This is a genomic window from Pseudomarimonas salicorniae (genome assembly GCF_023156535.1).
In the GTDB taxonomy this organism is placed as follows: domain Bacteria; phylum Pseudomonadota; class Gammaproteobacteria; order Xanthomonadales; family Xanthomonadaceae; genus Pseudomarimonas; species Pseudomarimonas salicorniae.
Genome location: NZ_JALNMH010000008.1, coordinates 47,732 through 60,206, shown reverse-complemented (window position 1 = coordinate 60,206; position 12,475 = coordinate 47,732). Strand labels below are relative to the sequence as shown.

General features: G+C 68.6%; 10 protein-coding genes. 4 read left to right on the top strand and 6 right to left on the bottom strand.

What is annotated here, in order from left to right; all coding sequences use genetic code 11:
- Nucleotides 1-118: 118 nt before the first annotated feature.
- Together M0G41_RS10410 and M0G41_RS10405 are read right to left on the bottom strand one after the other, a co-directional pair.
- The gene (locus M0G41_RS10410; protein ID WP_248209045.1) at nucleotides 119-1,276 is read right to left on the bottom strand and encodes an isovaleryl-CoA dehydrogenase; all 1,158 of its coding nucleotides are present in this window, start codon (nucleotides 1,274-1,276) and stop codon (nucleotides 119-121) included.
- Nucleotides 1,277-1,405: 129 nt separating this feature from the next.
- Complete coding sequence (locus tag M0G41_RS10405; protein WP_248209043.1) at nucleotides 1,406-2,509, bottom strand: Glu/Leu/Phe/Val dehydrogenase dimerization domain-containing protein; 1,104 nt, start codon at nucleotides 2,507-2,509, stop codon at nucleotides 1,406-1,408.
- Between the two features lie 248 nt (nucleotides 2,510-2,757).
- Between M0G41_RS10405 and M0G41_RS10400 the strand changes: the two genes are divergently transcribed.
- Nucleotides 2,758-3,333: a hypothetical protein gene (locus M0G41_RS10400; RefSeq protein ID WP_248209041.1), complete on the top strand. Its 576-nt coding sequence runs from the start codon at nucleotides 2,758-2,760 to the stop codon at nucleotides 3,331-3,333.
- A 434-nt stretch (nucleotides 3,334-3,767) separates the two neighbouring features.
- On the opposite strand, the gene M0G41_RS10395 is transcribed toward M0G41_RS10400, so the two are convergent.
- Together M0G41_RS10395 and M0G41_RS10390 are read right to left on the bottom strand one after the other, a co-directional pair.
- Complete coding sequence (locus M0G41_RS10395; protein ID WP_248209039.1) at nucleotides 3,768-5,024, bottom strand: hypothetical protein; 1,257 nt, start codon at nucleotides 5,022-5,024, stop codon at nucleotides 3,768-3,770.
- Nucleotides 5,021-6,466, bottom strand: a complete 1,446-nt coding sequence (locus tag M0G41_RS10390; RefSeq protein ID WP_248209036.1) for a DUF4331 family protein — start codon at nucleotides 6,464-6,466, stop codon at nucleotides 5,021-5,023. The genes M0G41_RS10395 and M0G41_RS10390 overlap by 4 nt, the downstream gene beginning before the upstream one ends.
- Before the next feature lie 229 nt (nucleotides 6,467-6,695).
- Between M0G41_RS10390 and M0G41_RS10385 the strand changes: the two genes are divergently transcribed.
- Both M0G41_RS10385 and M0G41_RS10380 read left to right on the top strand, forming a co-directional pair.
- Nucleotides 6,696-7,307: a sigma-70 family RNA polymerase sigma factor gene (locus tag M0G41_RS10385; RefSeq protein ID WP_248209035.1), complete on the top strand. Its 612-nt coding sequence runs from the start codon at nucleotides 6,696-6,698 to the stop codon at nucleotides 7,305-7,307.
- 40 nt (nucleotides 7,308-7,347) lie between these two features.
- Complete coding sequence (locus tag M0G41_RS10380) at nucleotides 7,348-7,845, top strand: cupin domain-containing protein (protein WP_248209033.1); 498 nt, start codon at nucleotides 7,348-7,350, stop codon at nucleotides 7,843-7,845.
- A gap of 178 nt (nucleotides 7,846-8,023) precedes the next feature.
- Here the strand turns inward: M0G41_RS10380 and M0G41_RS10375 are convergent, their stop codons facing one another.
- The gene (locus tag M0G41_RS10375) at nucleotides 8,024-8,560 is read right to left on the bottom strand and encodes an outer membrane beta-barrel protein (protein ID WP_248209032.1); all 537 of its coding nucleotides are present in this window, start codon (nucleotides 8,558-8,560) and stop codon (nucleotides 8,024-8,026) included.
- A gap of 582 nt (nucleotides 8,561-9,142) precedes the next feature.
- Nucleotides 9,143-10,342, bottom strand: a complete 1,200-nt coding sequence (locus M0G41_RS10370; protein ID WP_248209030.1) for a class I SAM-dependent rRNA methyltransferase — start codon at nucleotides 10,340-10,342, stop codon at nucleotides 9,143-9,145.
- A gap of 76 nt (nucleotides 10,343-10,418) precedes the next feature.
- Here M0G41_RS10370 and M0G41_RS10365 point away from each other — a divergent pair, with 76 nt between their 5' ends.
- On the top strand, nucleotides 10,419-12,452 hold the full coding sequence (locus M0G41_RS10365; protein WP_248209029.1) for a thioredoxin domain-containing protein: 2,034 nt from the start codon (nucleotides 10,419-10,421) through the stop codon (nucleotides 12,450-12,452).
- Nucleotides 12,453-12,475 lie beyond the last annotated feature (23 nt).

Below are 12,475 nucleotides of genomic sequence, written 5' to 3'. Positions count from 1 at the left end.
CTGGTGGTGCGAGACGAACCTGCAAACTGCGTGAAGACACCGCGAAGGTCAAGCCGGAATTCCCGGATCGGGAAGTTTCGGATCGGGTCGGGCCGGGGCAACGCCGGCCCGTCGGTGCTCAGGACTTGCCGGCGAACAGCTCGCGGCCGATCAGCATGCGGCGGATCTCGTTGGTGCCGGCGCCGATGGCATAGAGCTTCGCGTCCCGCAGGATGCGCCCGGTCGGGTACTCGTTGATGTAGCCGTTGCCGCCCAGGGTCTGGATGGCTTCCAGCGCGACCTGCACCGCCGCTTCACTGGCCTGCAGCAGACAGCTGGCCGGATCGATCCGCGAGCGGTCGCCCCGGTCGTAGTCCATGGCCACCATGTAGGCATAGGCACGCGAGGACTGCAGGGCGGTGTACATGTCGGCGATCTTCGCCTGCATGATCCCGAAGGTGCCGATTGCCTCACCGAACTGCTTGCGCTCGCGGGCGTAGGGCAGGGCGATGTCGAGGGCGGCCTGCATCAGGCCGATCGGGCCGCCGGTGAGTACCAGACGCTCGGTGTTGAGGCCGGACATCAGCACCTTGACCCCCTGGTCGACCTCGCCGAGCACGTTCTCGGCGGGGATCTCGCAGTCCTCGAACACCAGCTCGCAGGTGTTTGAACCACGCATGCCGAGCTTGTCGAGCTTCTGCGCGGTGGAGAATCCCTTCATGCCGCGCTCGACGATGAAGGCGGTCATGCAGCGGCTGCCGGCTTCCTTGGGCGCGGTGCGCATGTAGACGATCAGCACGTCGGCCTCGGGGCCGTTGGTGATCCACATCTTGTTGCCGTTGGCCACCCAGACCCCGTCCTTGAGCTCGGCGCGGCAGCTCATCGAGCCGACCACGTCCGAACCCGCGCCGGGCTCGCTCATCGCAAGCGCGCCCTTCCACTCGCCCGAGCACAGCCTGGGCAGGTACTTCTGCCGCTGCGCTTCGCTGGCGTTGTAGAACAGGTTCTGCACGCACAGGTTGCTGTGCGCGCCATAGCTCAGCCCCACCGAGCCGGAGGCCCGGGAGATCTCCTCCATGGCCACGAGATGGGCGAGGTAGCCCATCTCCGAACCGCCGTACTCGCCGGGCAGGGTGATGCCGAGCAGCCCCATCTCGCCAAGCTTGGGCCACAGGTCCTGCGGAAACAGGTTGTCGTGGTCGATCTGCGCTGCGCGCGGCGCGATCTCCGCCTCGGCAAAACGGCGAACCGCCTCGCGCAGGGCATCGATGTCTTCACCGAGGGGAAATGCCTTCATGACAGTCCGTGATTCGTGATGGGTGATGGGTGATTCGCAAAAGCAGGGGCACGATGTCGTGAAGGCCCGGCGCATGGAGCGCCGGGCAGTTCACGAATCACGAATCCCGAAGCACGAATCACGGGCTTCTCACTGTCCGCGGCTGCGGCCGAGGAAACGCGGGCCCGAGTTGCCCATGTGCGGCAGCTTGATCTTGCCGATCGCGGCGATGCGCTCTTCGGCCATGCGGTCGGCGGCCTTGAAGGTCGGGATGCCATCGCGCTTGGCGATCTGGAAGATCTGCCCGAGGTTGTAGTAGATGCCGCGCATCATGCGCATGGCGCGCTCGCGGTTGTAGCCGTCGAACTCGATCGAGACGTTCATCAGGCCGCCGGCGTTCACCGCGTAGTCCGGGGCGTAAATGATGCCGCGCTTCTCCACCTCGACGCCGATCTCGTCCGTCGCCAGCTGGTTGTTGGCGGCGCCGCAGATCACCTTGGCCTTGAGCCGCGGCAGGGTCTTCTCGTTGACCGTGCCACCCAGGGCGCAGGGGCTGTAGACATCGACGTCGCAGTCGTAGATCTCGTCCAGCGCCACCGCCTCGCAGCCGAGTTCATCAACGCAGCGCTGCACCGCGTCCTTGTTGATGTCGGTGACGAACACCTTGGCGCCGCGCTCGCGCAGCAGCTTGACGTACTCCATGCCGACGTGGCCGACGCCCTGCACGGCGTAGCTGTACTTGCCCACGTCCTCGTTGCCGTAGGCGACATTCAGCGTCGCCAGCAGGCCCTGCACGGTGCCGTAGGCGGTGAACGGCGAGGGGTCGCCCGAGCCACCATGGACCTGGTGCACGCCGGTCACGTACTCGGTCTCCTTGAGCACGTACTCCATGTCATTGACGTCGATGCCGACGTCCTCGGCGGTGATGTAGCGGCCGTTGAGCGAATTGACGAAGCGGCCGAAGGCGCGGAACAGGGCCTCGCTCTTGTCGGTGTTCGGGTCGCCGATGATCACCGCCTTGCCGCCGCCGAGGTTGAGCCCGGACACCGCCGCCTTGAAGGTCATGCCGCGCGACAGACGGAGCACATCGTTCAGGGCTTCCTGCTCGGTCGCATAGGACCACATGCGCGTGCCGCCCAGAGCGGGCCCGAGCACGGTGTTGTGGATGGCGATGATGGCCTTGAGGCCGGCATCGCGGTTGTGGCAGAAAACAACCTGCTCGTGGCCGGTGTGGCCGATGGTTTCGAAAAGCATGTGCGGCTCCGTGGGGCGTCGGGGCAGAAGGGCCGGAGGCGGCGTGGCGCTGCGGACGCGTCCTGGTGGGGGAGAAAGCGTATTGGACGTCCGGGCCGGGCCCGGGCGGCGCGCATTTTAGACCAATTGCTCTATGAAGGTGACCCTACGCACCCGCATGGGGCGCTGCGCCGAGGCGAAGCCGGGCTGGATCCAGCCCCTGGACGGTGTGCGTATATGATCGGGTCACCCACACCTGCGAGGCAGCCATGCACAAGCACGCACGACGACTGGGACTGGGCATCGCCCTGCTGGGCGCCAGCGCCCTGGTTGCGGCCAGTGACCGCGACGAACTGGTCGACGCTTTCGAGAAGGCCATGGACAAGGGGCGCTACAGCGCGCGCATCGACACCCAGGTGAATGGCCGGCCCTACGGTACCGAGATGCAGGTCATCTTCCCCGATCGCTACCACCTGCGCACGCCGGATACCGAGATGGTCATCCTCCCGCAGGGCACCTGGATGAATGCCGGCGGCCAGTGGATGAAGATGCCGATCAACATGAGCCAGCAGATCGCCAGCTACAGCCGCGAGGCGATGAAGCGCGGCATGGCTTCGGTCAGCGACGTCGTCCAGCAGGGCAGCGAGACCATCAACGGCTGCGAGTCGGACCTGTACCGCTACCGTGCCAGCGGCGAGTTCATGGGAGTGAAGGACTCGACCCAGGCCGTCGCCGCCATCTGCCGCGACAGTGGTCTGCCGGTTCGCGTGGTCTCGACCGGATCGCAGAGCGTCACCATCCACTACGACTTCGAGAGCGAGGTCAGCATCGAAGCACCGAACTGAGCGCGGCACGCCGCCCGGCGTCGGTTTGCGGGGAGAATGGCAGGTCGGGGCGCGAAGCAGACGTACCGCATAGTCCGAATGTAGGAGCCAGCTTGCTGGCGATAGGCACCCCGGACCGGACGATCGCCAGCAAGCTGGCTCCTACACACGCAACGGCGTTGCCAGATCCGGTTGGCGCCGCAAAGCAGGCCCTGCCGTAGTCAAACTGTGGGAGTGCCCTTGGGCGCGACCGCGGAGGCGCGCTCTGGCCGCGGTCTGAGGTGAATCCGTGGCGCCGCGGTCGCGCCCAAGGGCGCTCCCACAGTTGGGCTCCGTTGGGCGTCGTCGGCGAAGCCCCATAGGGTGTGCCTTGGCGCACCGATACGGGCGTTCGGACGGTACGCCCGGTGCGGCAAGCCGCACCCTATGAACGTCTTCTTTGCGCCCAAACCAGCCTATCCCGAGCCCTTGGCCGCCTGATCGGACGGGGCCGGGCAGGCGGCACCGCGCGACTCGAGGTCGCGCAGCTCCGGCGGCGCGAGGCCGGCGGCGCGGACGCGGGCGAGGGCATGGCAGGCGCGGGGCTGGCGGCCTTCAGCCAGCGCAACCTCGGCAGCCAGCAGCCAGCTGCCGGCGTCCTGCCTGAGGGCCAGATTCTCCTCCGCCAGGCGCCGCGCGGTGGCGATGTCGCCTTCGCCGAGGAAAAACTCGGCGGCGTGCTGGGCAAAGGCCTGTCCATGCCGGTCCAGCAGGGCGTTGAAACCTTCCCGCGCGCGGCGCTTCCAGTTGGCCGCGGCCTCGGCGTTGCCGCGGGCCGCTTCGACCTCGGCCAGCGCGGCCATGAATTCAGGCAGGCCGGTGCTCTCGATCACGCGCAAGTAACGTTCCCGGGCCTGGTCGAGCCGGCCGAGCAGGAACTCGCACTCGGCCAGGTGTTCTTCGGCAAGGTAGTAGCCGGGCAGGCGTTCGACGGCGGCAGCGAAGAAGGTGGCGGCACGCTCGACCTCGCCAAAGCGCAGCAGGGCGATGCCCATCTGGGTATGCAGCCAGGCGATCGGCACCGGATTGATGTCCCGGTAAAGACCCTGGGCCGCCCAGTACTGACGCTCGGCCCCGCCGAGGTCGCCCAGCATCACGCGCAGGTCGGCACGGTGGGCGAGCTGGTCGAAGTTGGCGATCGGCTCGGCCGACCGGCGCAGATCCTCCGCGAGTGCCTCGTAGCGCCCCAACGCGACCAGCAGATCAGCACGCTGGCGGGCGATGAGGTCGGTGTCGACGCCGACCTTCTCGGCCTCCGCGAGAGCCGCTTCCGCCTCCGTGAAGCGATGGAATCCTGCCAGTACCACGGCGCGCAGGTAATGGCCGGTGGCCGAGGACGCTGCGCTGTCTGTCACCCATGCCAGTGCTCGCTCGGCGTCCTCTACCCGGCCAAGGACCCGATAGCGATGCCAGAGGGCGGCAGTGAGCTTCTCGTGGTCGCCCGGCGCGGCCTCCCCGCGCAGCCGTGTCTGCAATGTCTTGATGCGCGCATCGAGGTTGTGCAGGTAGATGGCCCCGGACGTGGTGCGCAGCTGGGCCTGACCGGCTGGCCACAGCCCCGCGGTGAGGGCTGTGAGCGGGGGAGGCCGTTCGGCGCTGACCGGCGTGGTCTCGCGGGAGCTGGCGCAGGCGGCGAGCAGGGTCGCCGCCAGCGCCACGACCACTGGCCTCACCGCGGCGGTCCGATGAACGGGAAGTTCGGCAGGAAGGTGTCGTCCAGGCCAACGTTGTCGCTGACCCCCGGGCCAACGATGGCGCCCAGCGAGTCGTCGATGACGTCACGCTCAAGGGTGCGTCCGCCGCACTGGCCGGCAATCGACAACTCCACCGCCAGATACTGGTTGCACTGCGCCTGCCGGGTGTCGATCTGCAGGCGGTCGTCCACCAGCACGCTGGCCAGCGTCGCTGCCGGCAGCAGGGCGTTGCCGCTGACGCCGTCGAGCGTGTCGAGGGCGCTGAGGTTGGCCTGCATCTCGGCCTGGAACAGGCCGGGCCAGCTGTCGATGTCCTCGGCCTGGTTGTAGGTGTTCTTCAGGCCGTTGTCAGGGCCGATCACGTTGATCAGCGCGGTGTTCACCGCGGGTCGGCCGTTGCGGTCGATCTGGCCTTCGCGGAAGAAGGTGCAGGGCAGGTCCTCGACGGGCGTCAGGCGGGTGAGCGGGATCTCGACCGGGGCGAAGCCGGTGCGGGTCGGGTTGGCGCGCATTGTGCCGCTGTTGCAGCCGGTGAAGTCGAAGTCCAGCGTGCCGAAGGGCACGTTCTGGATGCTCGCGCTGCTGCCTGGCGGGAAGCGGCCGTTGATGTCGCTGGACACCGGGATACTTACCGAGTCGCCATCGATATTGCCGACGCCATAGACATTCAGCTGGTTGCCCGCGTTGTCGTAGACCGCCCAGTAGGCCACCATCTGCCGTGGCGCATCCGGCGCGGAGACGCCCGTTCCCAGCGCCTGCAGCACCAGGCCGTGACCGGGGTTGGAGGCATCGAACCACATGCCCGAGTGGCCTGCCGAGATGCCGGTGTCGCCGATGCGATTGCTCGAGCCGTAGACCTTGAGAATCGGATTGGCTCCGCCATTGGTCAGCCGGGCGTGCTTGATTCCCATCGCAATGATCAGGGTGTTGAAGTTCCGGAAGCTGTTCACGCCCGGATTGGTGAAGCGCGGTGCCAGATCGGCGCGGGTGCGATTGAAGGCCGGCCCGTCGAAGAAGAACGGATCGTCACGCAGCCCGGTGAATACGCGCAGGTCGCCGTTGCTGAGCGTACGGTCGATGCCCCCCTGCACCGACAGCGCGCCGCCGAGGCCCGAGCAATTCACATCGACTCCGCGAGGAAAGGTGCAGGTGATGGTATTGCGGCCGCCGGTCGCGCCGTTGTCGAAGTGCATGCGGTATTCCACCGCATCGGAGAAACGGGCGTCGCGGGGCGCATCGGGATGGAAGGTGACGATCGCCACCAGTTCGCTGGCGTCGTTCGGATTGATGAACAGGTAGACGTCGTTGAGGTCGGCTGACGGATCGGATGCGGCCAGCGTGCCATCCCGGTGGTCGGCAGCTGAACAAAGCGATGCGCTGAGTGCGAGACCCAGTGAAGCAAGAAGTGCGGTGCGATACATGGAACCCCCAAGGCGCGGACTGGATCGGTGGCGGGCGGGCAATCCTGCGGGCGGCCACCGGGCGGTGAGACCGGATCTCCGCCGGTTCACAGCAATACGTTCCAACGCTGCCGCCGGATGCGGCGGGCGGCCAATAGGCTACTCCCACCCGTGCACGCTTGCACGCCGGCCCAACGCCTGACGTTCAAGCGCGCTTGCGGGCGTCACCTGGCGGACTCAGAATGCCCGGATGTCTGCGGCTGGCCGACTCCCTCCCGATGATGCCGACCTTGCGCCACAGCGCTGGGTGGAGGAGGTCTGTGCCGGCCAGCAGCAAGGCCTGGCGGCGCTGTTCGACCGTTACTCACCACGCGCCTTTGCCATTGCCATGCGCATCCTGCGCTCGGAGGCCGATGCTGAGGAGGCCGTCGCAGACGTGTTCCAGCAGGTATGGAAAGATGCAGGCCGCTACGACGCCCAGCGCGGCAGCGTCGAAGCGTGGATCGTCAGGCTCTCGCACAGCCGGGCCATCGACCGTCTGAGGCGGCGTCGGGCTCGGCCGGACGAGGACTGCGCCCTGCATCCGGAAGACGTGGATTTCACGTATTCCCAGCACCAGGACGCAGGGCCGGCGCTGCTGGAGGCGTTGCAGAGCGAGTCCGCGGTGCGCAAGGCCTTCGAGGTGCTGGGACGCGAGCAGCAGCGCTGCGTGTCCCTGGCTTTCCTCGAGGGGCTGAGCCACCCCGAGATCTCGGAGCGCCTGGGCATGCCGCTTGGAACCGTGAAGTCGCACGTGCGTCGTGGCCTTCTGGCGATGCGCGGGTACCTGCAGGAACGTGGTTATGGCGGATTCGAGACTTGAGCAAGGCGTGTTGCGGCCCCCTCCGGGCCAGGACTAGGCGATGAGCGACGCGCGCCCAGGCCTGCCCACCGACGCTGACTACCCGGAGATCGAGCCGGCGCTGCAGGACGCCCTGCTCGCCGCGATCAGCGGGCCGGCGCCGTCTGCGCGCCGCCTGGCCAAGCTGCGTGCCCGGGTGCTCGATGCCGCCGGCCAGCCGCCGGTGGCGATCTTCAAGCTGGAGGAAGATGCCTTCAAGCCGCTGTTCCCGGGGGTGCGGATCCGTCCGCTACGAATGGACCCGGTGGCCAATTCCCAGACCAGCCTGTGGCGGCTGGAGCCCGGTGCAGTGATTCCCTCGCACGATCACCTGGGCGAGGAGGAGTGCCTGATCATGGAGGGCTCCATTGTCTGGAACGACCGCGAGTACACCCCGGGCGATTTCCTGCTCGCCCGACCCGGCGCCCACCACGAGCCTTTCGTGTCACCGAACGGCTGCCTGCTGATGATCCGCAGCGAGTTGACCCCGTTCATCGAGAAGCTGTTCCTCGAGGAATAGGGCGCAGCGGGAACCCGGGTCCGGTTTCGGCTTTCGGGTCCCGGACGGCAGCCGAGGTTCCGCCGTCCGCGCGCGGTACCTCACCGGGAACGGGGTCGGGGTCGCCTCACCCGGCGCGGGAACGCGGCCGGCGCCCCGTCGCCGACCGGTCCCCGGATGTCCAGGGGACATCCTGCGCTCAGCGGAAGTGCCACTCGGCGCCGAACAGGACGCTGCCGTCGGAGTCGGGGTCGAAGTCGAACCAGCTGTAGCCAAGGCGCAGGGCAAAGGACCGGGTCACGAACCAGCGGCCGCCCACCTCGGCGGCGAGGCCATCGTCGTCATAGCTCACCGGCACCGGACCTGCGATGCCGATGAAGGTGCCGTCCTCGTCGCGATCGAACCAGCCGAGCTTTGCGTAGGGCTGCAGGGGGCCGGTGTCAGGCGCATAGGTAACGCCCAGCGACCAGAGTTTGCCGTCGACCCGGTAGCCGGCATCGGCCACCGCGGTGCTGCGCGCCTGCCCAAGGTCGAGCCAGCTGGCCTCGATGCCGAAACCGCTGTCGAACCGGACGCCGCCGAACAGACTGCGGCCGTTCTTGGTGTCGACGCGGGCGCCGAAGTCGGGGGTGCGCTGGTCATAGTCATCGGTGGCAGCGGCGCCGACATGCCAGTCGACCGCTTCGGCCGACATCGGGATCAGGGCAAGCAGACTCAGGCAGAGCAGGGATCGCATCGACGGTTCTCCATGGGTTCGGGCGGACCATCCCGCCCGCAGCGGCGACGATCTTCGGTGCCCGATCGTCGCAGGCGGATGTGCCGGAAGCCATCGGATGGATCGATCCGTTAAGGCCGCGTTGGGTTTCCGCCGCCGCGCAAGGCGAGGGCGGTCCGGGCGCAAAGCAGACATTCATAGGGTGCGGCTGGCCGCACCGGGCGTACCGTCCGAACGCCCGTATCGGTGCGCCAAGGCACACCCTATAGGGCTCGCTGACGCCCAACGAAGCCCGACCGTAGGAGCGCACATGGGCGCGACGGCGGCGCTCCAGATTCACCACAGACTGCGGCCAGAACGGGTCTCCGCGGTCGCGCCCGAGGGCACTCCCACAATTTGACTGCGGCAAGGCCTACTTGGCGGCGCAGACCGGGCCTGGCAACGCCGTTGCACGTAGGAGCCAGCTCGCTGGCGATAGGCGCCCCGGAAGGGACGATCGCCAGCAAGCTGGCTACTACATTCGGGTGTTGTGGAAGGTCTTCTTTGCGCCCTGAGTTGCTGTTCCGGGCGCGGGGCCGACCCCCGACCCCCGACCTTGCGGCCTCAGGACGGCAGCACCCGGCAGAGGAAGCCCTTGAGGTAGTCGGTTTCCTGGATCGCCGCATGGATCGGGTGATCGACGCCCTGCTGGAGGGGAGCGAGGACCTGGACCTGGCGATCAAGATGGCGGGCGCCGGCCTGGACCGCTTCGAGCAGGGCCGAGCGCGGCATGTGATAGCTGCAGGAAGCGGTGACCAGCAGACCGTCGCGGGACAGCACCTGCATCGCCGCTTCATTGATCCGCCGGTAGGCGAGGGCGCCTTCCTTGAAGTCCTTCTTGCGCTTGACGAAGGCGGGAGGGTCGACCACCACCACGTCCCAGTGCTGGCGTTCTGCGCGCGCGTTGCGCAGGAAGTCGAAGGCGTCGACGCGGGCGGCGCGGACGCGATCGGTGACGCCATTGATGACCGCGTTGCGCTCGACCAGGGCGCAGGCATCGGCCGAAGCATCCACGCAGGTGACGTCACTGGCGCCGGCGAGCGCAGCGCGCACGCCCCAGCCGCCAACGTAGCTGAACAGATCGAGCACGCGCTGGCCGGCAAGCCAGGGCATCAGCCGGTCGCGGTTGTCGCGCTGGTCATAGAACCAGCCGGTCTTCTGGCCGCCCTCGGTGGCCACCTCGAAGCGTGCATCGGCTTCGATCACCTCAAGCGTCCCCGGCAGCGGGCCGTGGCTGGCCAGCACTTCTGAGTCGAGGCCCTCGAGCTTGCGTGCGCTGCTGTCGTTCTTCCACACGATCGAGGTGGGCGATAGCACCTTCAGCAAGGCGGCGTCGACCTCTGCGCGCAGCGCATCCATGCCGGCCGTGGTCGCCTGGCAGACCAACACCTCTCCAAAACGGTCCACGGTCAGACCAGGCAGGCCGTCGCTCTCGCCGAACACCAGGCGGTAGTGGGGTGTGGGGTGGCTGCGCTGGCGCAGTGACAGCGCGACATTGAGCCGATGGGTGATCAGCGAGCGGTCGAGCGCAGCGGCGTGGCGATCCACCAGCCGCGCGCAGATCAGCGAGTGCGGATTGACATAGCCGCTGCCGAGCACGCGACCGCCGTGGTCGGCGATCAGCACGGGCTCGCCTGGGCCGAAGCGGTCGAGCGGGGTACGCGCGACGTCGACCTCGTTGCTGAACACCCAGAGGTGGCCGGCGCGCAGCCGACGATCCTCGCCGCGACGCAGCATCAGCATGGGGTATTCGTTGGCGTGCATGGTCCGGTTCCTTCCGTGGTGCAGGGCGCAGTGTAGCGGGGGGCGAATGCCCCTACACTGGGCCCGGGAGGCGCCCATGCCCAACCGACTTGTCGCAGCCACCAGTCTTTACCTGCGCCAGCACGCCGGGCAGCCGCTCGATTGGTGGCCATGGTGCGAGGAGGCGCTCGCGCTTGCCCGGGAGCAGGACCGCCCGATCCTGCTCTCGGTGGGCTATGCGGCCTGCCACTGGTGCCACGTCATGGCCCGCGAATCCTTTGCCGATCCGGCCATCGGCGCCCTGATCGACGCCCACTACGTGGCGATCAAGGTCGACCGCGACCAGCGGCCGGACATTGACCGCACCTACCAGCTGGCGCACCAGGCCTTGCAGCGGCGCGGCGGCGGCTGGCCACTGACCGCCTTCCTCGACCCGGTCGACCTGCTGCCGTTCTTTATCGGCACCTACTTCCCGCCCGAGCGCAGCCACGGCCTGCCGGCCTTCCGCGAGGTGCTGGCGGGGCTGGCCCGCTGGTACCGCGAGCGGCCCGACGAGCGCGCCGAGCAGGCGCGGACACTGGGACCCTTCCTGCAGCATCACGGCCTCGCCGAGCCGGAGCGCGGCGCGCTGGGCGAGGGGCCGCTGGCCGAGGCCGGTCAGCGCTGGTTGCGGGCCGCCGACCCCGAGCACGGCGGGGCCCGCGGCGCGCCGAAGTTCCCGCGCTGCGGTGAGCTGGCCCTGTGTATCGACTCGGCGGATCCGGCGGCCCGGGCGCACGCCCGGCTCAGCCTGTCGGCGATGGCCGCGGGCGGCCTGCAGGATCAGGTAGGCGGCGGCTTTTTCCGCTACTGCGTCGACGAGGCCTGGCAGCTGCCGCATTTCGAGAAGATGCTGGTCGACAACGCCCAGTTGCTGCCGCTGTACGCGGCGCGGGCGGCCGAAGGCGACGACGAGGCACGCCGCGCGGCGACCGGCATCGCCAGTTGGCTGCTGGCCGAGATGCCGCGCGCTGAGGGCGGCTATGCCTCGGCACTGGACGCCGACAGCGGGGGTCGCGAGGGCGGGTACTACCTCTGGCAACAGGATGCCTTCCGCGCGGCGCTCCCGCCCGGCGAGCACGACTGGTTGTCGCGCCATCTCGGCATGGACGGCCCGCCGGGAGCGGGGCCGGCGGACTGGCATCTACGTGTGGCAGTGCCACTCGACGAAATCGCCGCAGAGACGGGACAGCCGGTTGGCGCCCTGCGTGAACGGCGCAAGGCCTTGCTGCAGGGGCTGAAGCTGGCCCGGGCCCGGCGTGCGCCGCCCGAGCGGGATGACGCTTGTCTTGCGCTTGGCAACGGGCTGCTGCTGTCCGGGCTGTCCCGGGCCGCACGGCGGCTGGCACGGGCCGACTGGGCCGACGCGGCCGTCCGCCTCGCTTCCGACCTGCAGCGCCTGCTCTGGCGTGACGAAGGCCTGCTCAGCGCCGCGCCCGGCGCGGGCCCCGGCCAGCCCGGCTTCCTCGACGACCACGCGGCCCTGCTGGTCGGCCTGCTCGACCTGCTGGAATGCCGTTTCGATTGCGAGTGGGTGGACTGGGCCGAGAAGATTGCCCAACAAATGATGGAGCGCTTCGAGGACCCCGATTTCGGCGGATTCTGGTTCACCGCCCATGATGCCGAGGCCTTGCCGCGGCGGGAGAAGCCCTTCCTCTGCGAAGCCACGCCGTCGGGCAACGGGCTCGCGGCGCAGGGCCTGCTCAGGCTGGGCGCGCTGCTTGCAGAGCCGCGCTACCTGCGCAGCGCCGAGCGGGCGCTGCGGGCCGGATGGCCGTTGCTGCGCCAGCAGGCCGAGGGCGCGCCGGCGATGCTGATCGCCCTGCGCGAGTTGTGTCGGCCGACGCCGCTGCTGATCGCCCGGCTTGGCGAGATCAGCGAGCATGAGCGCTGGAACGAGGTGCTGGGTGTCGCCGAGGGCTGTGGCCTGCACGTGCTGCGCGTGGCGTCCGAGGCATCCCTGCTCCCCGAAGCCCTTGAGGACAAGCGCTGGCTGCGCGGCGGGCGTGTCTACTGGTGCGAGGGCACCCGCTGCCTTCCGCGATTCGACAGCCCCGTGGCGCTGCAGGCAAGGCTCGCTTCGCTGGGCTGAGCGGTTGCCTGGCCCGGCCGGGC